Genomic DNA, 18,686 nt, shown 5'->3' on the forward strand with positions numbered 1-18,686 from the left:
ATTATTTTAAATCGGTTATAGCAGATTTGTCCATATCATCGTAATCTAAATTTTCTCCTGCCATACCCCAGATGAAGGTATAATTACTCGTTCCTGCTCCAGAGTGGATAGACCAAGGCGGGGAGATCACAGCTTGCTCATTCTTCATCCAGATATGACGGGTCTCCTCTACTGGCCCCATAAAATGGGCGACTGCTTGCCCTTCTGGCACTTCAAAATAGAAATATACTTCCATACGACGGTCATGCGTATGTGCGGGCATCGTATTCCAAACAGATCCAGGCTTAAGCTCTGTCATTCCCATTTGCAGCTGACAGGTATCGACAATCTTATTCAAAAGCATCTGGTTGATTGTTCTATGGTTAGCTGTTTCAAGAGAACCAAGTTCGATCTTATTTGCCGATTCTTTTGTCACTTTTTTTGTCGGAAAAGCATGATGGGCAGGGGTTGAATTCAGATAAAATTTTGCTGGATTTGATGCATCCTTGCTACTAAAATAGACCTCTTCAACTCCTTTACCGATATATAAAGCTTCTTTATTCGCTAGATCGTAGACGGTTCCATCGACTTCAACTTGTCCAGCTGCGCCCACATTGATGATCCCCAACTCTCTTCTACTGAGGAAATAGGGCTCTTTCAGTAGAGCAGGTATTGTTTCCAATTTTAGTTTCTCTGCAACAGGCATGGCACCTCCTGCCATGTAACGATCATAGTGTGAATAGGTAAAATGGATCTTATCTGCTTCAAAAATATTTTCAATTAAAAAGTTCTCTCTTAAAGACTTGGTGTCAAGTGTTTTGCATTCATTTGGGCTAATTGCGTAGCGTGACTCATAATTCGTTTTCATATTTTAGCGTATTTAAGAAATATGTTAAAAATAAGACATTAAAACATCATAAGCCACAATAATCTTCGCAATCGATATCGGAAAAAGATTAAATGAAAATAGAAATGATATAAGACCAGAGGGCAGTTGTAAACAGACTGAGAATAATGCCCAAGCCGATGATCAAGTTGATCAGTTTGGTGTTCAACCTGAATTGTTGTACGACCATACTTGCTGTGATTAAGGTGGGCATGGCTGCCTCCATAATACTGACACGTGCAATATCACCTTTTATGCCCATTGCCACAGCAGCTAGCAGAACCAAAGCAGGGGCTAGCATCAACTTATATAATAATGTCATGGAGATCTGAGAAATCTCTCGCTTCATTCCCTTAAACTGGAGCTGCAGGCCAACAGAGAACAAGGCTAAGGGAGCAACTGTTGATGCAATTTTATCAAAGAATGGTTCGGTTATGCCCAAGTCGACATATTGTGATAGTATAACCGCAAGTACACAAGCGATAAAGGGCGGAAAAGTAAAAAGCCTTTTTAATAAAGCGCCAACTTTGATTCCTTCATTATGACTGCGGTCTCCCTTGATGGCACAGATAATGCCTACCGTAGATAAAAGCATAAAATTGACCTGGTCACAAATAATGGCAATGCTGAGGTTTTGCTCCCCGTAATAGGCGATGATCAATGGAAACCCAATAAAAGAGGTATTACTATACGCTGAAGATAATTCTAATGTACTCCGAGAACGTTGGCTATAGCCTTTATATCGACAATACAATTCCATAAATATCCAACTTCCTGCAACCACTAATATAGGCGATAACACCGGAAAGATCAGTTGAGTGCTCCAACTGATCTGTGGAATATATTTAAAAGATACTGCAGGCAAGGCGATGTACAATACCCAAATATTAATGCTTTTAGAAGCATTTTCAGGAATGAGTTTGAAATGCTTAAACAGCATTCCGGCGCATATGCAGAATATGATAAGTATAAAATTGACCATTTTGAATTGGAAAACACAATGAATGGACGAAGTTACTTAAAAACAGAAATTTACTCGTTGCTTTTTTTGGGATTTTAATCATAAAAAATCTGCCTGTTTTTAATTCGGCCACTATACGAATAAGATTATTTTCAGGTTATGATTAGATCAATATATTATTAAGCTTTAGTATAGAGATAATAGAGGGTTTCTATAGGGTTCGTATAGGTAAAGCTCTATAAATACTGTATTAAATCTATCTTATATCTGTTAAAAATCAGGCTTAATATTTAATATGCTTCCTATCTCTCTTTCACTTAGCCTTAATAAAAAATGAGCTTAGGTCTTTTTAATGTATAAAAAGAAAAAGCATTGTCTTAAAAACGAAAGCTTTTCTTTTTTTCTTCCTAAATTAGCGTCATGACAAAGAAAAAACCAACCATCTTGGTGGTGAATGATGATGGCATTACTGCGCCTGGTATTAAAGTTTTGATTGAAGAAATGCAAAAAATAGGACATGTGGTTGTCGTCGCTCCTGATAGTCCACAATCGGGCATGGGACATGCTATTACAATCGGGCGACCTTTGCGTTTAGATCGTATTGACTTATATGACGGTGTGGAGATGTATAAATGTTCAGGAACTCCGGTAGATTGTGTTAAATTGGCTGTTAACAAGATTTTTAAAGGACGTAAACCAGACGTATGTGTTTCGGGTATTAATCATGGATTAAACCATTCGATCAATGTATTATATTCGGGAACGATGTCTGCGGCAGTTGAAGGAGCGATTGAAGGAATTCCATCTATTGGATTTTCTTTAGATAATTTTGACTATGATGCTGATTTTTCACATTGTAGACCGTATCTCCTTTCGATTACCAAACAAGTACTGGCAAATGGTCTTCCAAAAGGATCTTTATTAAATGTCAATTTTCCTAAAGATGAAGCCAAAGGAATTAAAATCTGTCGTCAGGCAGGTGGACATTATGTCGAAGAGTTTGATGAGCGTGTCGATCCTAGAGATCGAGATTATTATTGGATGACAGGTAGATTTGAGTTGGAAGATCGGGGCGAGGATACGGATTCGTATGCTTTAAGTAAAGGATATGTAGCTATAGTTCCAACGCAGTTTGATATGACCGCTCACCACGTTATCCCTCAATTAAATTCTTGGGCATTCGATAGTTAGTATGAAAAACAATTTAGGCATAGGGATTTTACTGGGAGCTATAGCGCCCTTAATCGCTTATTTAATTTCTACCTATACGACACTTTTTGAAAAAACGATAGCCGAAAAACCAATGTTAATATATGCTGTTGCGGTATTTATCAATTTGTTGGCGATACGTTTTTTGTTTAAAGGAGAGAAAGAAGCCTTAGCAAAAGGAGTATTGGTTGCTACCTGTATAGCGACGATACTTTATATATTTACACATAAATTATCCATATGAAATTGACATTGGGTTTTTCCCCTTGTCCTAATGATACCTTCATTTTTGATGCACTTATCCATCATAAAATAGATACAGAAGGACTAGAATTTGACGTTGTTTATGAAGATGTCGAAACCTTAAATCTAAAAGCTTTTAAGGGAGACTTAGCCATAACGAAATTGAGCTATCATGCTTTTGCCTATGCGGTAGAAGATTATGAGCTTTTGGATGCAGGTAGTGCATTAGGATTTGGAGTTGGACCGATGTTGATCACTCACGATGAGCATTTGGCTAGAGAGCTTCAAGAAAAACTGTCTTCGAATACCCCATTGACGGCAGCATTGCAACAATTAAAGGTTGGCTATCCCGGCAAGTACACAACTGCTAATTTCTTATTAGGTTTAGCTTTTCCAGAACTGAAGAATAAAAAAGAGCTTGTTTTTTCAGAGATCGAAGGAGCTTTGTTGTCTGGCGATATCGATTTGGGTTTAATTATTCATGAAAATCGATTCACCTATCAGGAAAAAGGGCTTTTTAAAGTCGTTGATTTGGGAGATTACTGGGAAAAAACGACAAATTGTCCTATTCCATTGGGTGGTATTGTAGTGAAAAGAAGTATTCCTGCCGATATTAAGGAAAAACTGAATCGTATTTTGCGAGCAAGTGTCGAATACGCTTTTGCTAACCCTACATCAGGTCTGGAGTTTATCAAGTCACATGCGCAGGAGATGAGTATTGAAGTGATGTATAAACACATCGATCTTTATGTCAATAAGTATTCTATAGCGCTTGGAAAAGAGGGACGTTCAGCAATTGAAATCATGTTTAATAAGGCTCAGGATATGGGCTTTATCCCGAAAACGGACAAGAATTTATTTTTGTCATAAAAAAGAGTAAAAAATATGGATATCGTATGTTAGATATGATATCTAATAACTAAATTTGCCCGATTAGTGTCAATTTGTCTGCAATTTTAGTTTGGAGTCATTATTGAATGAAAGTCATAAATTGAGATAGAAAAGAATATTATGTTAAAATTTTTAAGTAAATTATTTGGAAGTAAATCCGAGCGAGATATTAAGGGAGTTCAACCAATTGTAGAAAAAATCAAATCGGAATACGAGCAGCTTTCGTCACTTACTGATGATGAATTGCGTGGCAAAACGGCTGATTTCAAAAATAGAATTAAAGGATATTTAGCAGATATTGATACCGAGATCTCTACTTTAAAGGCAGAAGCTGAGGCTGATGACCTGGATATGTCTCAGAAAACTGCGATATATGAAAACGTGGATAAGTTATCCAAAGATCGTGATAAAAAATTAGAAGAAGTTTTGATGGATATTTTACCTGAAGCATTTGCCGTGGTAAAAGAAACATCTAGACGTCTGACAGAAAATAAACAATTAGTCGTTAAAGCAACCGATTTTGATCGAGAAATCGCTGCACAAAAACAAAATGTAGTGATCCAAGGTGATCAGGCGACATGGAAAAATGTGTGGTTGGCTGCGGGAACTGAGGTAACCTGGAACATGGTACATTATGATGTGCAGTTGATTGGCGGTATTGTATTGCACCAAGGTAAAATTGCACAGATGGCTACTGGTGAGGGTAAGACTTTGGTCGGTACCTTGCCGACTTATTTGAATGCGTTAGCCGGTAATGGTGTACATATAGTAACGGTCAATGATTATCTAGCACGTCGTGACTCGGAGTGGAATGCGCCATTGTTCGAGTTTCATGGTTTAAGTGTAGATTGTATTGATAAACATCAACCAAATTCGCCACAAAGACGTAAAGCTTATGCTTCTGATATCGTTTATGGTACCAATAACGAATTTGGTTTCGATTATTTACGTGATAATATGACGCAGACTCCTGAAGCATTAGTACAAGGGAAGCTGCATTTTGCGATGGTGGATGAGGTCGATTCAGTGTTAATTGATGATGCTCGTACACCTTTGATTATTTCAGGTCCTATTCCTCGTGGTGATCAGCATGAATTCTACCAATTAAAACCACGTATCGAACGTTTGGTAAATGCTCAAAAAGCTTATATCAACACGGTATTGAATGAAGCTAAGAAAGCGGTTAAGGCTGGAGATATTGATCCAGAAAAAGGTGGCTTGGCCTTATTTAGAGCTTACCGCGGATTGCCTAAAAATAAAGCCCTGATTAAATACTTAAGTGAAGATAATCATCGTCAGATTTTGCAAAAAGTAGAGAACTACTACATGCAAGAGCAGAACAAAAATATGCCTAAGGCGGATGCCGAATTATTTTTTGTGATCGATGAGAAAAACAATCAAGTAGAATTAACAGAAAAAGGGATTGAATTAATCACGGCTTCTGGAGAAGATCCTTCATTCTTTATCCTACCGGATGTAGGTTCTGAAATTGCTGATATTGAAAAAGCTGATATTCCTTTAGAGGAGAAGGCTAACCGCAAAGAGGAATTATTGCGTGATTATTCGATCAAAGCAGAGCGTATTCACTCGATCAACCAATTATTAAAAGCATATACTTTATTTGAAAATGATGTTGAGTACATCGTTGACGAGGGAAAGGTTAAAATTGTAGATGAGCAAACCGGACGTATCATGGATGGTCGTCGTTACTCAGATGGTTTGCACCAAGCGATTGAAGCAAAAGAGAATGTAAAGGTAGAAGATGCTACACAGACTTATGCAACCATTACTTTACAAAATTACTTCCGTATGTACCACAAACTTGCAGGTATGACGGGTACAGCTTCTACTGAGGCGGGTGAGCTTTGGGAAATATATAAATTGGACGTGGTCGAAATTCCGACCAACCGCGTTGCTTTACGTGATGACCGTCAAGATTTTATTTACCGTACTGCTCGTGAAAAATATAATGCTGTTGCAGAAGAAATTCAAAAATTGACAGAAGCAGGTAGACCCGTTTTAGTGGGTACAACATCTGTTGAAATCTCTGAGTTATTGAGCCGTATGCTCCAATTGCGTAAGGTTAAACATAATGTCTTAAACGCAAAACTACACCAGAAAGAAGCTGATATTGTTGCTGAAGCAGGTCAACCTGGTCAAGTAACGATCGCAACAAACATGGCTGGTCGTGGAACGGATATTAAGTTAACAGACGAAGTTAAAGCTGCTGGTGGTCTAGCGATCATCGGTACCGAGCGTCACGAGTCACGTCGTGTCGATCGTCAGTTACGTGGTCGTGCTGGTCGTCAAGGGGATCCGGGATCATCGCAATTCTTCGTTTCATTGGAAGATAACTTGATGCGTCTATTTGCTTCGGAGCGTATCTCTAACATCATGGTTAAGATGGGAGTTGAAGAAGGTGAAGTGATGCAGCATAGCATGCTGACCAAATCAATCGAACGTGCGCAACGTAAAGTTGAAGAAAACAACTTTGGTATTCGTAAACGACTTTTGGAGTATGATGATGTGATGAACTCACAGCGTACGGTTATCTATACAAAACGTAAAAATGCTTTATTTGGAGAACGTCTAGATGTCGATTTGAATAACATGATTTTTGATGTTGTCGAAGAAATCGTGGTTGATGCCAAAGAGGGTGGTTCTTATGAAGATTTTCAAATTGAGGTGATCCGTGTGTTTGCTGTCAATCCGGAGATTTCGGAAGAAGAATTTACAAACTTAAAAATTGAAGGGTTGACTGATCGTTTGTTTGAACAGATCATTAATGCTTACCATACTAAATTAAACACCGTAGCGGCTCATACGATGCCTGTACTTCAAAATGTGTTTGAAGAACGTGGCAATGTGGTTGAAAATGTTGTTATTCCTTTCTCTGATGGTCTTCGTGGCATCCAAGTTGCTACAAACTTGAAGAAAGCGATTGAAACTGGAGGGAGAGAAGTTTTCAAATCATTTGAAAAGGGGATTGTTCTAGCTTTAATTGATGAAGCATGGAAAGAGCATTTACGTGAAATGGATGACTTAAAACAATCTGTTCAAAATGCTGTTTACGAGCAAAAGGATCCGATCATTATCTATAAAATGGAGGCTTTTAACTTATTTAAATCGATGTTAGCGGCTATGAATAAGGATATTGTTAGCTTCATTTTTAAAGGTGAGATACCAGGACAAAATATGCAAAGTGTTCCTGAGCGTTTGGTACAGGCACCTCCAGTTCAAGTGAAAGCTACAAAAGCAGAATTAGAATCTCCAATAGGGGTGAGTGCTGAAGATGTAGATACACGTGACTTGGGACCTACACAGCCTATTCGCAATGAAAATGCAATTGGCCGCAATGATGATTGTCCTTGTGGTTCAGGAAAGAAATACAAAAACTGCCACGGCGCTAATAGTTAGGCGGTATTTAAAAAAATAAAAGAATGCTTAAGAAAGGATTGATAGTTGTTTTTGCTTTAGTTGCTTGTACTTTTTCAAAAGTAAAGGCTCAGAAAAACGATAATGTAGTGATTGTAAAAGATACATTGATTACAATTTTACAACATTATCGGGCAAATATGGGTATCAATCCTGTCGAAAGCAAACCTGTTGCGGTTCCAACCAAACCACCTGTACGAAGCGCGGCTACGCGTACCACAGTGCGCGGTTTTAGAGTTCAGATTTACGCAGGCAGTGATCGTAATAATGCTTTCTCAGAGCAGGCACGATTTAGAAATATGTACAAAGATATTGATACCTATATCAATTACGACGAACCCAATTACAGGGTCAAAGTAGGAGACTTTAGGAGTCGATCTGAAGCAAATAATTTTATGAATTTGCTTCGCCAACAATTTAAAAACGTATTCGTATTTTCTGAAAACGTTTTTGTTTACCAATAATCTTATGATCATGGCAAGTATTAAAGATCAAGTTAATGCCTTAGCCCAACAGTTTTTTCAAGAAACAGTTCAAATGAGGAGACATCTTCATCAACACCCTGAACTTTCTTTTGAAGAGTACAATACTTCGGCATATGTCAAATCTGTATTGAATGATATCGGGATTCCCTTTGAAGAAATGGCTGACACGGGTATTGTCGCGTATTTGACAGGCGACATGGCATCGGATGAAGTTATTGCTTTACGTGCTGATATGGACGCTTTACCTATTCAAGAGGTGGAAGGCAGGAGCTACGGTTCTCAAAATCCCGGTGTCATGCATGCTTGTGGGCATGATGTGCACACTTCATCGTTGCTGGGGGTTGCAAAAATATTACAGGCTTTAAAAGCAGAATTTGGAGGGATCGTCAAATTGATTTTCCAACCGGGAGAGGAACGTCTGCCAGGTGGTGCTTCTCTGATGATAAAAGAAGGAGTCTTGCAAAATCCAGCTCCTACGGCTATTATGGGTCAACATGTGATGCCGTTTATTGAAGCCGGAAAAGTAGGTTTTAGAGAAGGTAAGTATATGGCTTCTTGTGACGAGCTGTTTATGACAGTAAGGGGAAAGGGCGGTCATGGAGCGCATCCGCATCAAAATATTGATCCAATTGTCATTACAGCACATATCATTACAGCACTTCAACAAATAGCCAGTCGCTTTGCTGACCCAAGAACTCCAACAGTGCTGTCCTTTGGTAAAATCATCGCTAATGGAGCTACTAACATCGTTCCTGATGAAGTTTATTTAGAAGGCACCTTCCGTACGTTTGATGAAGATTGGCGCGCTGAGGCGCATGAAAAGATGGTTAAAATGGCTACTGGTATCGCGGAGAGTATGGGGGCTGTTTGTGATTTTGATGTACGCAAAGGATATCCGTTTTTAATCAACAATCCTGAGCTGACAAAAGCGGCCCGGGGTTTTGCTGAAGAATATCTGGGTAAAGAAAATGTTTTAGACTTGGATCTTTGGCCCGCAGCAGAAGATTTCTCCTACTATTCTCAAGAAGTAAATGCTTGTTTCTACCGTCTGGGTACTGGAAATAAAGCAAAGGGTATCCAGTCTGCTGTTCATACTTCTTCTTTTGATATCGATGAGGATGCATTACAATTGAGCATTGGGCTGATGGCTTATATGACATTACGAAGATTAGGTCAGTAAAACATATGTCGTCACATCATATTGTTCGAGAAAGGCAGGAGCCTGCATTACTTATAACCGATTTTTATAGTATCGATGAAGAACTTGTTGGCCAACTTTTGGAATGGTCGCCAACGATCGTTACGGATGTTAATTCGTACGAAGCGGTTACTTCGCAGGCATACAAGGTGGATGTCATATTTACCCAAGTGCCGATTGATCTACCGCAAGAACATGTCAAGACTGTTCTTTATGACGTAAATTATATCGCCAGCGCTTTGCGCTATCTTATTGCAGAAGGGTATAAAGCGGTTAATATATTAGGATCGGGGTTTGATCAAGAGATATTGGAAAGTTTTGTCCAAGAGATTGATCTTGTCTGGTTGCATGATGATAAGAGGACTATCTTTGTTCAGTCCGGATTTGAGAAATGGATGCCTTCTGGTGATCATCTTTTCATCGAACCTGCATGGTGTGATCTGGCAACAAGCGGATTAAATAGAATAGGAGAAAATCATTTTGAAACGATCAACGATGGTTTTTTTAGTATCAGATTTTCAGCACCACAATTTTGTTTATTGACAGAAAAACTATGAGTACGGTAAGTATCAAGTTCGCTGGAGCAACAGAAGCGACATCGATTAGTGAAATTGGAAAGAAAAGCTATTGGGAAACTTATCCGGCAATTTTGACAACGGAACAAATTGATTTTATGTTGAACAAAAACTACACTGTTGAAGCGATTCGAGCTTTAATGGTTGGTGGTCAAGATTTTTATGTGCTGTATGAAGATGCTGTAGCGAAAGGATTTGTTTCTGTTCAAGTGAGGGAACAGGCTATTATGAGAATAGAAAAACTTTATCTTTTGGCTGAGGTTAAGGGTAGAGGATATGGAAAGCTGCTGCTGGATTTTGTAGCGCAGTTGGCCAAATCAAAGGATCTGAAACGATTAGAACTTAATGTAAACCGGAATAATCCAGCTTATTATTTTTATTTAAAGCAGGGCTTTTTGATCACTGAAACGGTTGATATCCCTTATCATGGTTATGTTTTGGATGATTATGTCATGCAAAAAGACCTTACTCTTTAGCGGTTAATTTTGGGAATTAAGGATTATCTTTTCTCTTAAGTAGTATATTTTCTATATGAATTAATCGCTTTTAATGGCAGAGGAGAGAACATAAATTGTTTTTATATGTGACAAAATTATGTTGCATATAAAAAGCAATTTATCTAAGTTTGATATAAATTGTAATCATCATGAAAGAAGTAACAGTAGAAGAACTTAAATCAAAAATTGATAATAATGAAGATTTTCAATTAATTGATGTCCGTGAAACATTTGAATATGAGGTTTCTAATTTGGGAGGATTGAATATTCCTTTATCTGGAATCTTAATTGAAGTCGATAAAATTGCTAAAGATAAACCCGTTGTTGTTCAATGCCGCTCAGGAAAGCGCTCGGCTCAAGCAGTAATGATGTTGGAACAACAAGGTTTTGACAATTTGTCAAACTTAAAAGGTGGTATTCTTGCATGGAAAGAAGAGATTGATCCTGAGATAGACGTGTATTAATATGAATCTAGCTGCGTTATGCTTTTCGTTCCGGAAATCAATAACGGTATAGGTTTACCATTAACAAATCATATTTAATGAAAAACTACGAGCATCAGACTAAACAAGCATTTTTGTTTAGTCTTGCTTTTTATAGCATTTCACTGGGCTCAAAATTATTTCATTTCGAAATTTTTCCAATACTTTTCAGTATATCGTTATTACTTTCTTTAATTTGGGTCGTATTAGCATTACGGGAGATTATATTTTCTGGTCGTATTTCAAATACTGAGCGGATGCTTATGGCACTATTCATTATATTTTTTAATATAATTGCAGGTATATTTTACTTTTTCAAATTTAGGAAGAAGGTAATTGGTAGAAGTTAATATTATGACAAAAAATTTTATTTTAAATATCGTTATCAACTTATTGATCGTAGGAGCAGTCTACTATGGCTATAAGTCTTACGAAGCCGGAAATATCTTAGTATGTGGTATTTCAATAGCGCTCTTGGTGGTTTTTATTTATTTTAAGCGTGTGCTGTTTAAAAAAGTACAAATAGACTTAAAAAATGAAGAAGCGCGGAGAAGACAAGGGCAGGAAAAGATAAAATAATATTAATAAAAAGGGCTATTTTTGGATAGCCCTTTTTATTAATATTATTTTACAAATGGTGGTTTAACCACTTTTGCTTTTATACTTTGGTTGCGTATACTGACGAAGATTTCTGTACCTTCTTTAGCGAAAGCATTATCTACATAGCCTAAACCGATTGATTTTTTTAATGTAGGAGACTGTGTTCCAGAAGTAACACGGCCGATTTTATTTCCTTCGGCGTCTACGATTTCATAGTCATGACGGGCAATACCGCGATCAATCATTTCAAATCCAACTAATTTTTTCTTGATACCAGCTTCTTTTTCAGCTTTTAGATTAGCTGAGTTGACAAATTCTTTCGTGAATTTTGTTACCCATCCTAATCCACCTTCTAACGGAGAAGTTGTATCATCGATATCATTACCATATAGACAGAATCCCATTTCTAAGCGCAGGGTATCACGAGCACCTAAACCAATTGGTTTAATCCCGTAAGGAGCACCAGCTTCGAAAATCGCATCCCATACTTTTTGAGCATCTTCATTAGCAACGTAGATTTCAAAGCCACCTGCACCTGTATATCCCGTAGCAGATACCAATACATTCTCCACTCCAGCAAATTTGCCTTTAGCAAAAGAATAATACTCCATTGAAGCAAGTTCGATATCTGTTAAAGACTGTAATGCATCAGCTGCTTTTGGACCTTGTACAGCAAAAAGAGAAGTCTCATCAGAGATGTTTTTCATGTCAACACCAAAGCTGTTGTATTTTGTGATCCAATTCCAGTCTTTTTCAATATTGGAAGCGTTTACAACAAGAAAATATGTGTTTTGGTCGATGCGGTAAGTTAAAAAGTCATCTACTATACCACCAGTTTCATTAGGAAGATAGCCATATTGTACTTTACCATCATATAACTTGGAAGCATCATTAGAAGAAACTGCCTGAATGAGGTCTAGCGCTTTCTCTCCTTTTAGAATGAATTCGCCCATGTGACTCACGTCAAACACACCTACACCTGTACGAACAGTTTCGTGTTCATCATTGATGCCCGAATATTGAACGGGCATGTTGAAACCTGCAAAAGGTACCATTTTCGCTCCTAAAGCGATATGCGTATCCGTAAGGGCAGTATTTTTGATCATAATACGATAAGTTTTATTTATTTACAAATTTACAAATTAAACATTGATTTTAGCTTAAAGTTTAGTATTTGTGCAATCGATTTACTGATCTAATGTCAATGAATAAATCACAGTCTCTGCTTTATCATCATCTTTGTCCTCACAAAGTAAAAACGTCAATTTCCCATTTCCCTGTTCTTTTAAAGTTATCCCTTCAAATTTATGCTTACCTGGGATATGAATGGTATCGAGGCTCTTCAAATCGTTTCTTTTGAATTTGCCTAGTATGGTTCCTGCGATTTCTCCATCCAGATAGGTCGAATTTGAAGCCTCAGCTGCTGCGATAAAGTAAACGGTATCATCTACGAGTATGGCATCTGTAAAAGCGGTTTGAACTTGATCAATCAAGGGGAGAGACACGGCACTGAAACTGCTTTCGTGATGATTCAGCTTATTGATCTTGAAAATACCGTTTTGGGCCTTTTGACCATTTCCACGGTTAAAAAGCCAAATTTCATCATTCGTATGAATAACTCCCTCAATATTAAAATTATCTTGATCTACCTGAAATTTCTGCTGGAGATCATGGTATACTTTACTGAAGTCTTCTGTATGCACTTCTTTTTGATAAGTAAGGCGGATATTACGATTGAAAGTTGATCCTGATCCATAGATGTAAAATCGATTTTGATCGAATGCAATGGCTTCAAAATCTGGTTTTTTAGCTTTAGCAATATTTTCTAAATCGCCACAGGTTTTATCCAGTTGGATTTTGGATAATTGGCGGTTGTCTAATGAAAAATCATATAAATATTGGCTATTATCTGCAATTAAGTAAAGATGGTTATTTTGATAGATCAATCCCGAGGCAGCACTAATCCCAGTTATAGTTAAGAAAAAGTCTAAAATTAAATTTTTCATCGTCAGTTTTCAAGATTTAACAAGGTCAAAACTCGCTGAAATTCGGGTTGTAATCCTGCCTGTATAGTTATTATATTTTGCGTCTTCGGATGTTTAAATGTTATTTCCGAAGCATGTAACATCATGGTATCCATTTCAAAATTTTCCTTCCAAAATTTATTTTGTTTATTACATCCATGTGGACGGTCCCCAATAATCGGATGGAAGATGTGTGCAAAATGTTTTCTTAATTGATGCATTCTTCCTGTCGTCGGATTAGCTTCAACCAAACTATAGCGTGAGGTTGGAAATTTTCCTGACGAGAATGGCAGTTCTGCTTTAGCGATGGTTTTGAAATTGGTTTGTGCTTCCTGCATGACGCCATTATCTTTTTTTAGCGGATAGTCAATAAGCATTTCTTCGGGAGCATGACCTCTTAAGACAGCGATATATCTTTTATCTACGAGCTGGTTTTGAAAGAGTTGTTGGAGCTCTTTGTCCGTTTCTTTATTTAACGAAAATAAGAGTATGCCGGCAGTCTTTCGGTCTAGTCGATGCGCAGGGTACACGGGCTGACCAATTTGATCTCTTAGCAGTTGAAGCGCAAATTCGGATGCGTCCCGTGCAATAGAAGAACGGTGGACGAGCAGGCCATGTGGTTTATTAATCGCAATAATATCTTCGTCTTGGTATAGTATTTCTAACATATGGCATTATCTTGTTTTGATATGGGCGATTATTTCATCTGCTTTTTCATCAATTTTAGGGCTTAACCAAATATGATCAAAAGCACCGATACCGATGGTATTATCTTTGCCGTCCCATTTAATCTTTGTTAATGAGAACAGATAATAATTTGTTACGACCACATTTTTTGAAACGAAATCTTGTACGACATCCCTCCCTAATAATTGCATTCCCAAATCAAATATTCCTTGTTCTTTTTTTCCTAATTGTTTTTTTAGTAAATATTCGGCTTTTTGTTTTACAACGATCTCATGTTGTTCTTTTTTTGGATTTGTCCAAATTGCGACAACAGCAACAATGAGGATTAACCATATAAAAATTCTTTTTTTATTCATATTTACGGAGTTGTAGGTACAAAAATAGCGTTTATACTTTCATATAAACGCTATTTTGTCATCTTAATATACAGGGTGTTAAAAAAATAAATTCCAAACCCATTCTCCGGCGATCCATAGGAAGTAAATAGTCCCTACAAAAAACACGAGTATAATTGTTAAAATTCCTAATAGTAGCCAAATGGCAGATCCTTGATGTTTGTTTTCGTAATAATGCTCTTTCATCAATTTAATGTTCTTGGTATTGGCTTTATTAAAAAAGTCAAACACATTCCCAAAAACGGGTATGGCTCCAAAAATTGCATCAACTGAAATATTGATGAGCATCTTGACGACCAGTTTTGAACTGGCACCATTTCTCCACATGACCATTACTAGAACAAATGAAGTTCCAAAGCTGGCAATTGTTCCTGCAAAAGGTACAAAGTTAAGAATCGGATCAAGACCAAAGCGGAATCCAGCTATCTGAAAGTTATTGTCCATCAGCCAAGATAGCCTTTCGACCCATCCGAAATCGTGGTCTCTTCTTTTTTCTTTGTCAGCTAAAGATAGATTTCTCTTCATTACAATATTTCAAAAGATGCATTCACTTCACTTGTAATTTTGATTGGTTTAATGTCTAAATCTAAGTTTTCAGCAGCTTGGTCAGATTCCATTGCTCCTGACTTGAATGATGCTGACATTACACGAGGTGAATTGAAATAGATCATCTGTGGACTTTCTGATAAAAGAATTGCTTTACCAACTTTTTGACCAGCAGCTTCGGCTAAGATTTTGGCATTGTCCATGGCATCTTTAACCGCTTTTACTTTTAATGTTTTCTCCAATTCTTTCTTTTTTGAATAATCAAGTTCGCTGATCACTGTACTTTGAATGCCTGCGGCATCAACTCCGTCGAATAAATCATTTAACTTATTTAATTGGGTTACTTTGATACGGTATTGGCGAGATAGCAAAATATCTGTTTCTTTTTTCTTTTTAGTCGTATAATTGGTGCTGTAAATGTTTTGGATCGTAAAATCTTTTTTCTCAACACCTATATTTGTTGCAGATTGAAATAATTGTTTTTCCAAATTTTCGATCGTTACTTTTTTCTTCATGTTGCCATCTTGATAAAATTCTTTCAAAGTGACATTTATATAAATAATATCTGGAGTAACTTCTTCTTCCGCTCTTCCGATGGTACTGACCATATCTTTATTCATCATTTGTTGTGCTTGTAAACTGTGTACAGATGCAAATAGCATTAATCCTAACAATAATTTTTTCATATCTTTTCTATTTTAATACTTGTTTTCAAAAATCGATCCATTGTTTGTTTCTATTGATGTAGACGCAGTTTGTGCGAAGTAGTTTAATGGAAAAAAAATTAAAAAGTTTAAGGATTTTGATTTTTTTTAAATATCTTTAAGAAATTTAATACAATAAACAATGCAAGAAGGAGTAGTAAAATTCTTTAATGAAACCAAAGGTTTCGGTTTCATCATTCCAAATTCAGGCGAGAGCGAAATTTTCGTTCACGTTTCTGGTTTAGTAGACAAAATTCGTGAAAATGACAACGTTTCTTACGAAGTTGAACAAGGTCGTAAAGGTCTTAATGCGGTAAATGTAAAAGTTATCTAATCAGATTTTAAGATATATTTATTGTAGAAAAGCCCGATTTCCGAACGAAATCGGGTTTTTTTATAACTCCATTTTGCCTGTTATGAAATCGAATGAGTATCGAAAAGCCCTGTATATTTCTTGGACCATCATTTCAATCTTTCTTATTCTTTTTTTAGTGCTGTTCTATCTGTTAGATAATTCGCTATTACTTGCTACTGCTCCGGTATGTCCTTCCAAGTTGAAAGGATCTACCTGTTTTCTTTGTGGTATGACTCGCGCCTTTCTGAGTATCAAGGAGGGACAGTTTGTCGTCGCACAACAATTTAATGGGGGTAGTGTGATTTTGTTTTCGTTGATTTTCATAAATTCTATTATCTTTATAATAGAAAAAATTATAAACCTAAAAAAAATATGAGAATTGCTGGATTAGTATTGGGTATCCTATCCTTAATCGGGATGTTGATTGCATTTATACCCTGTCTAGGGTGGTTAAATTGGCTTAATATACCTTTCGCCGTTGTTGGTCTTATCGTCAGTCTGATCGCTTATAATGATGTCACGATACAGCCGAATAACCAGCCAAAGACGGGTATCATTCTATGTGCGATAGCTATTGTGCTGGGTGGCTTTCGATTGCTTGTCGGTGGTGGTATTTTTTAGGGATCAATGAAATATCTCTTCTAAGATATAAAGCGATTTTATTTCTTTGAAATTGGTCAGATGCAGTCTGTAAAAATCAATTATTTTTTCTAAAAGTATTTGACGGTCTTTTGTGCTCATCTTGATTTTTTCAGAATAATTGAATTCTGTAGCCATCAATTTTCTAAACAGGGAAGTGTGCGGTTCTTGCAGTACATAAGGGTGCTCAGGTAGTTGATTGGAGAATGTGGCTGCTTCTAAATTAAAGTAAGGATAATCTTTTGTGGATTCAACAGGATAAAATCCTAAGAATCTACTCAAGTTAATTAAAAATACCAAATGAAAGTTAGCCAGATTTGTTTCGGATTCATCCAGCCATAGGATAGCTCTGAAAAGATATTCAAATAGATAAGGATCTCCTGCCTGTTCCCGTAATATTTTATAGAGCACCTCGTTGAGAAACATCGCTAGTGAGCTTTTAACGATATCATAGGGGATCGTTTTTAAAGGAGGTACTTGATGGGCTTCAGTGATGCGATGTAGGCTGTTGTTTTCTTTAAAAGTTACAACCATATCTAAGGGATGCAATGCTTGTAAAAAGCCGGATCTAATTTTTGCTTTTGGTTTGCGGGCACCATTGACCAGATACGACTGCAAACCAAAATGTTCTGTATAGATTTGTGCAACAACACTACTTTCAGAATAATTGGTCGATTTTAATACTATTCCTCTTGTTTTATGAAGCATATTTAATTGTTCTTTTTTCCTTTTCGCATTTCTAGTAGACTGGTTCTATCGATTTTTCGAATCAGTCGGTAGAAGATACGAAGGAATCCAATAGCAAATGAAATTACGCCTAGAATCATGACAGGTCTATACCAGTTGTTTTTTAACTGCATGAGGTAATAACCCAAAAGAATGAGTAAAATAGCAAGTATAATTTCTAATAGTCCTCGGCGTAGATATTTATTCATAATGTTTACAAATGTGAATTGTTGAAAACTATTTTCTTTGATTTAGCAAATATAATATAATTAAATGCATTATTTTTGCCATTACTAAGACCTGAATATTTATTTTTTTAAAAATAAATCCTTAAAATTGTTGCATTTAACAAAATAAATATAGATATTTGCACACTCTTTGCAAAAAGATATATTTAAATTAAGACAACAAAATAACATAATATCATGTCAAGAATTTGTGATTTAACAGGCAAAACAGCAATGAATGGATATAATGTATCTAATTCTAACGCTAAAACAAAACGTAAATTTTACCCAAATTTGCAAACAAAACGTTTCTTCATTCCAGAAGAAGATCGTTGGATTACATTAAAAGTTTCGACTTCGGCGATTAAAACGATTAACAAAATTGGTATCACTTCTGCTATCAGTAAGTTCATTAAAAAAGGATCAATCTAATTGATTTTTCGCCTGTTGCATAAAATATCATTCATGAATTTCAATCCTATCATTTTTTAGGATTCAAAATAAAGTAAAACAATGGCTAAAAAAGGAAATAGAGTACAAGTTATCTTAGAATGTACTGAACACAAAGAAAGTGGTCTTCCGGGAATGTCTCGTTACATCACTACTAAGAACAAGAAAAATACTACTGAGCGTTTAGAATTGAAAAAATTCAACCCAGTATTGAGAAAAGTTACTGTTCACAAAGAAATTAAGTAATTCACATCTTGGTTGCTGAGTAGGCGCTAAGTTAAAATATTAATACCATGGCAAAGAAATCTGTTGCATCGTTACAAAAAGGTGGCGGTAAAGAATATACAAAGGTTATTATTACAACTAAATCAGCTAAAACTGGAGCTTATACTTTCAAAGAGGCTATGATCCACAACGATAAAGTAAAAGATACTTTAGCACAGGCTGCAAAAAATAACTAGTAATTTTCCTTTTTTAAAGTTTTTCTTTAAA

The 18,686-nt window shown here is 36.4% G+C and carries 26 protein-coding genes; 16 read left to right on the forward strand and 10 right to left on the reverse strand.

The window, feature by feature from the left end; all coding sequences use genetic code 11:
* Position 1: 1 nt before the first annotated feature.
* Positions 2-847, reverse strand: a complete 846-nt coding sequence (gene kduI, locus AC06G9_RS00100) for a 5-dehydro-4-deoxy-D-glucuronate isomerase (RefSeq protein WP_480957299.1) — start codon at positions 845-847, stop codon at positions 2-4.
* A gap of 88 nt (positions 848-935) precedes the next feature.
* Complete coding sequence (locus AC06G9_RS00105) at positions 936-1,847, reverse strand: AEC family transporter (protein ID WP_262917511.1); 912 nt, start codon at positions 1,845-1,847, stop codon at positions 936-938.
* A 399-nt stretch (positions 1,848-2,246) separates the two neighbouring features.
* Here AC06G9_RS00105 and surE point away from each other — a divergent pair, with 399 nt between their 5' ends.
* The 10 genes from surE to AC06G9_RS00155 all read left to right on the forward strand — a co-directional run bounded on the left by surE (position 2,247) and on the right by AC06G9_RS00155 (position 11,420).
* Positions 2,247-3,017, forward strand: coding sequence for a 5'/3'-nucleotidase SurE (surE, locus tag AC06G9_RS00110; RefSeq protein ID WP_045754207.1), 771 nt, complete (start codon positions 2,247-2,249; stop codon positions 3,015-3,017).
* A 1-nt stretch (position 3,018) separates the two neighbouring features.
* The gene (locus AC06G9_RS00115) at positions 3,019-3,279 is read left to right on the forward strand and encodes a hypothetical protein (RefSeq protein WP_293928871.1); all 261 of its coding nucleotides are present in this window, start codon (positions 3,019-3,021) and stop codon (positions 3,277-3,279) included.
* Positions 3,276-4,148, forward strand: coding sequence for a menaquinone biosynthesis family protein (locus AC06G9_RS00120; RefSeq protein WP_045754209.1), 873 nt, complete (start codon positions 3,276-3,278; stop codon positions 4,146-4,148). Before AC06G9_RS00115 ends, AC06G9_RS00120 begins: the two co-directional genes overlap by 4 nt.
* 141 nt (positions 4,149-4,289) lie before the next feature.
* Positions 4,290-7,586 (forward strand): preprotein translocase subunit SecA, encoded by a 3,297-nt coding sequence (gene secA, locus AC06G9_RS00125; RefSeq protein ID WP_094771822.1) that lies wholly within the window; start codon positions 4,290-4,292, stop codon positions 7,584-7,586.
* Between the two features lie 23 nt (positions 7,587-7,609).
* Positions 7,610-8,068: an SPOR domain-containing protein gene (locus tag AC06G9_RS00130; protein ID WP_045754211.1), complete on the forward strand. Its 459-nt coding sequence runs from the start codon at positions 7,610-7,612 to the stop codon at positions 8,066-8,068.
* Between the two features lie 10 nt (positions 8,069-8,078).
* Positions 8,079-9,269, forward strand: coding sequence for a M20 metallopeptidase family protein (locus AC06G9_RS00135; RefSeq protein ID WP_293928867.1), 1,191 nt, complete (start codon positions 8,079-8,081; stop codon positions 9,267-9,269).
* A 5-nt stretch (positions 9,270-9,274) separates the two neighbouring features.
* On the forward strand, positions 9,275-9,844 hold the full coding sequence (locus AC06G9_RS00140) for a hypothetical protein (protein ID WP_094771823.1): 570 nt from the start codon (positions 9,275-9,277) through the stop codon (positions 9,842-9,844).
* Positions 9,841-10,338 carry a GNAT family N-acetyltransferase gene (locus tag AC06G9_RS00145; protein WP_045754214.1) on the forward strand — a complete coding sequence of 166 codons (498 nt, stop codon included), beginning with the start codon at positions 9,841-9,843 and terminating at the stop codon, positions 10,336-10,338. The genes AC06G9_RS00140 and AC06G9_RS00145 overlap by 4 nt, the downstream gene beginning before the upstream one ends.
* Before the next feature lie 170 nt (positions 10,339-10,508).
* Complete coding sequence (locus AC06G9_RS00150; protein WP_045754215.1) at positions 10,509-10,823, forward strand: rhodanese-like domain-containing protein; 315 nt, start codon at positions 10,509-10,511, stop codon at positions 10,821-10,823.
* A 372-nt stretch (positions 10,824-11,195) separates the two neighbouring features.
* Positions 11,196-11,420, forward strand: a complete 225-nt coding sequence (locus AC06G9_RS00155; RefSeq protein ID WP_293928863.1) for a DUF6358 family protein — start codon at positions 11,196-11,198, stop codon at positions 11,418-11,420.
* 44 nt (positions 11,421-11,464) lie between these two features.
* Here AC06G9_RS00155 and gcvT read toward each other — a convergent pair whose 3' ends face one another.
* The 6 genes from gcvT to AC06G9_RS00185 all read right to left on the reverse strand — a co-directional run bounded on the left by gcvT (position 11,465) and on the right by AC06G9_RS00185 (position 15,779).
* A complete protein-coding gene (gene gcvT / locus AC06G9_RS00160; protein WP_045755529.1) occupies positions 11,465-12,544 on the reverse strand; it encodes a glycine cleavage system aminomethyltransferase GcvT in 1,080 nt (359 codons plus the stop codon).
* Positions 12,545-12,628: 84 nt separating this feature from the next.
* Positions 12,629-13,447, reverse strand: a complete 819-nt coding sequence (locus AC06G9_RS00165; protein ID WP_293928862.1) for a DUF6929 family protein — start codon at positions 13,445-13,447, stop codon at positions 12,629-12,631.
* Between the two features lie 2 nt (positions 13,448-13,449).
* Positions 13,450-14,133, reverse strand: a complete 684-nt coding sequence (locus AC06G9_RS00170; RefSeq protein ID WP_094771828.1) for a pseudouridine synthase — start codon at positions 14,131-14,133, stop codon at positions 13,450-13,452.
* A gap of 6 nt (positions 14,134-14,139) precedes the next feature.
* Positions 14,140-14,508, reverse strand: a complete 369-nt coding sequence (locus tag AC06G9_RS00175; protein ID WP_045754219.1) for a DUF4359 domain-containing protein — start codon at positions 14,506-14,508, stop codon at positions 14,140-14,142.
* Positions 14,509-14,586: 78 nt separating this feature from the next.
* The gene (locus tag AC06G9_RS00180; RefSeq protein WP_094771830.1) at positions 14,587-15,072 is read right to left on the reverse strand and encodes a DUF4112 domain-containing protein; all 486 of its coding nucleotides are present in this window, start codon (positions 15,070-15,072) and stop codon (positions 14,587-14,589) included.
* Positions 15,072-15,779, reverse strand: coding sequence for an SIMPL domain-containing protein (locus AC06G9_RS00185; RefSeq protein ID WP_248755101.1), 708 nt, complete (start codon positions 15,777-15,779; stop codon positions 15,072-15,074). The genes AC06G9_RS00180 and AC06G9_RS00185 overlap by 1 nt, the downstream gene beginning before the upstream one ends.
* 160 nt (positions 15,780-15,939) lie before the next feature.
* On the opposite strand from AC06G9_RS00185, the gene AC06G9_RS00190 reads away from it, so the two are divergent.
* The 3 genes from AC06G9_RS00190 (at position 15,940) to AC06G9_RS00200 (ending at position 16,773) form a co-directional block, all read left to right on the forward strand.
* Positions 15,940-16,131 carry a cold-shock protein gene (locus AC06G9_RS00190; protein ID WP_038695072.1) on the forward strand — a complete coding sequence of 64 codons (192 nt, stop codon included), beginning with the start codon at positions 15,940-15,942 and terminating at the stop codon, positions 16,129-16,131.
* 82 nt (positions 16,132-16,213) lie between these two features.
* Positions 16,214-16,528 (forward strand): DUF2752 domain-containing protein, encoded by a 315-nt coding sequence (locus AC06G9_RS00195; RefSeq protein WP_094771832.1) that lies wholly within the window; start codon positions 16,214-16,216, stop codon positions 16,526-16,528.
* Complete coding sequence (locus tag AC06G9_RS00200; protein ID WP_045754223.1) at positions 16,525-16,773, forward strand: hypothetical protein; 249 nt, start codon at positions 16,525-16,527, stop codon at positions 16,771-16,773. The genes AC06G9_RS00195 and AC06G9_RS00200 overlap by 4 nt, the downstream gene beginning before the upstream one ends.
* 3 nt (positions 16,774-16,776) lie before the next feature.
* Here the strand turns inward: AC06G9_RS00200 and recO are convergent, their stop codons facing one another.
* Positions 16,777-17,499 carry a DNA repair protein RecO gene (gene recO / locus AC06G9_RS00205; RefSeq protein ID WP_045754224.1) on the reverse strand — a complete coding sequence of 241 codons (723 nt, stop codon included), beginning with the start codon at positions 17,497-17,499 and terminating at the stop codon, positions 16,777-16,779.
* A gap of 2 nt (positions 17,500-17,501) precedes the next feature.
* Positions 17,502-17,726: a hypothetical protein gene (locus tag AC06G9_RS00210; RefSeq protein ID WP_045754225.1), complete on the reverse strand. Its 225-nt coding sequence runs from the start codon at positions 17,724-17,726 to the stop codon at positions 17,502-17,504.
* 216 nt (positions 17,727-17,942) lie between these two features.
* On the opposite strand from AC06G9_RS00210, the gene rpmB reads away from it, so the two are divergent.
* The 3 genes from rpmB to AC06G9_RS00225 all read left to right on the forward strand — a co-directional run bounded on the left by rpmB (position 17,943) and on the right by AC06G9_RS00225 (position 18,655).
* Positions 17,943-18,176, forward strand: coding sequence for a 50S ribosomal protein L28 (gene rpmB, locus AC06G9_RS00215; RefSeq protein ID WP_045754226.1), 234 nt, complete (start codon positions 17,943-17,945; stop codon positions 18,174-18,176).
* A gap of 81 nt (positions 18,177-18,257) precedes the next feature.
* On the forward strand, positions 18,258-18,440 hold the full coding sequence (rpmG, locus tag AC06G9_RS00220) for a 50S ribosomal protein L33 (protein WP_002998409.1): 183 nt from the start codon (positions 18,258-18,260) through the stop codon (positions 18,438-18,440).
* A 47-nt stretch (positions 18,441-18,487) separates the two neighbouring features.
* A complete protein-coding gene (locus tag AC06G9_RS00225) occupies positions 18,488-18,655 on the forward strand; it encodes a DUF4295 domain-containing protein (protein WP_084405346.1) in 168 nt (55 codons plus the stop codon).
* Positions 18,656-18,686: the final 31 nt, after the last annotated feature.

Source organism: Sphingobacterium sp. MAE (assembly GCF_056711605.1).

What these genes read in the sequence shown, in the direction of transcription:
- kduI (WP_480957299.1), bottom strand. Translation starts at nt 847, where the DNA reads ATGAAAACGAATTATGAGTCACGCTACGCAATTAGCCCAAATGAATGC.
- AC06G9_RS00105 (WP_262917511.1), bottom strand. Translation starts at nt 1,847, where the DNA reads ATGGTCAATTTTATACTTATCATATTCTGCATATGCGCCGGAATGCTG.
- surE (WP_045754207.1), top strand. Translation starts at nt 2,247, where the DNA reads ATGACAAAGAAAAAACCAACCATCTTGGTGGTGAATGATGATGGCATT.
- AC06G9_RS00115 (WP_293928871.1), top strand. Translation starts at nt 3,019, where the DNA reads ATGAAAAACAATTTAGGCATAGGGATTTTACTGGGAGCTATAGCGCCC.
- AC06G9_RS00120 (WP_045754209.1), top strand. Translation starts at nt 3,276, where the DNA reads ATGAAATTGACATTGGGTTTTTCCCCTTGTCCTAATGATACCTTCATT.
- secA (WP_094771822.1), top strand. Translation starts at nt 4,290, where the DNA reads ATGTTAAAATTTTTAAGTAAATTATTTGGAAGTAAATCCGAGCGAGAT.
- AC06G9_RS00130 (WP_045754211.1), top strand. Translation starts at nt 7,610, where the DNA reads ATGCTTAAGAAAGGATTGATAGTTGTTTTTGCTTTAGTTGCTTGTACT.
- AC06G9_RS00135 (WP_293928867.1), top strand. Translation starts at nt 8,079, where the DNA reads ATGGCAAGTATTAAAGATCAAGTTAATGCCTTAGCCCAACAGTTTTTT.
- AC06G9_RS00140 (WP_094771823.1), top strand. Translation starts at nt 9,275, where the DNA reads ATGTCGTCACATCATATTGTTCGAGAAAGGCAGGAGCCTGCATTACTT.
- AC06G9_RS00145 (WP_045754214.1), top strand. Translation starts at nt 9,841, where the DNA reads ATGAGTACGGTAAGTATCAAGTTCGCTGGAGCAACAGAAGCGACATCG.
- AC06G9_RS00150 (WP_045754215.1), top strand. Translation starts at nt 10,509, where the DNA reads ATGAAAGAAGTAACAGTAGAAGAACTTAAATCAAAAATTGATAATAAT.
- AC06G9_RS00155 (WP_293928863.1), top strand. Translation starts at nt 11,196, where the DNA reads ATGACAAAAAATTTTATTTTAAATATCGTTATCAACTTATTGATCGTA.
- AC06G9_RS00165 (WP_293928862.1), bottom strand. Translation starts at nt 13,447, where the DNA reads ATGAAAAATTTAATTTTAGACTTTTTCTTAACTATAACTGGGATTAGT.
- AC06G9_RS00170 (WP_094771828.1), bottom strand. Translation starts at nt 14,133, where the DNA reads ATGTTAGAAATACTATACCAAGACGAAGATATTATTGCGATTAATAAA.
- AC06G9_RS00175 (WP_045754219.1), bottom strand. Translation starts at nt 14,508, where the DNA reads ATGAATAAAAAAAGAATTTTTATATGGTTAATCCTCATTGTTGCTGTT.
- AC06G9_RS00180 (WP_094771830.1), bottom strand. Translation starts at nt 15,072, where the DNA reads ATGAAGAGAAATCTATCTTTAGCTGACAAAGAAAAAAGAAGAGACCAC.
- AC06G9_RS00185 (WP_248755101.1), bottom strand. Translation starts at nt 15,779, where the DNA reads ATGAAAAAATTATTGTTAGGATTAATGCTATTTGCATCTGTACACAGT.
- AC06G9_RS00190 (WP_038695072.1), top strand. Translation starts at nt 15,940, where the DNA reads ATGCAAGAAGGAGTAGTAAAATTCTTTAATGAAACCAAAGGTTTCGGT.
- AC06G9_RS00195 (WP_094771832.1), top strand. Translation starts at nt 16,214, where the DNA reads ATGAAATCGAATGAGTATCGAAAAGCCCTGTATATTTCTTGGACCATC.
- AC06G9_RS00200 (WP_045754223.1), top strand. Translation starts at nt 16,525, where the DNA reads ATGAGAATTGCTGGATTAGTATTGGGTATCCTATCCTTAATCGGGATG.
- recO (WP_045754224.1), bottom strand. Translation starts at nt 17,499, where the DNA reads ATGCTTCATAAAACAAGAGGAATAGTATTAAAATCGACCAATTATTCT.
- AC06G9_RS00210 (WP_045754225.1), bottom strand. Translation starts at nt 17,726, where the DNA reads ATGAATAAATATCTACGCCGAGGACTATTAGAAATTATACTTGCTATT.
- rpmB (WP_045754226.1), top strand. Translation starts at nt 17,943, where the DNA reads ATGTCAAGAATTTGTGATTTAACAGGCAAAACAGCAATGAATGGATAT.
- rpmG (WP_002998409.1), top strand. Translation starts at nt 18,258, where the DNA reads ATGGCTAAAAAAGGAAATAGAGTACAAGTTATCTTAGAATGTACTGAA.
- AC06G9_RS00225 (WP_084405346.1), top strand. Translation starts at nt 18,488, where the DNA reads ATGGCAAAGAAATCTGTTGCATCGTTACAAAAAGGTGGCGGTAAAGAA.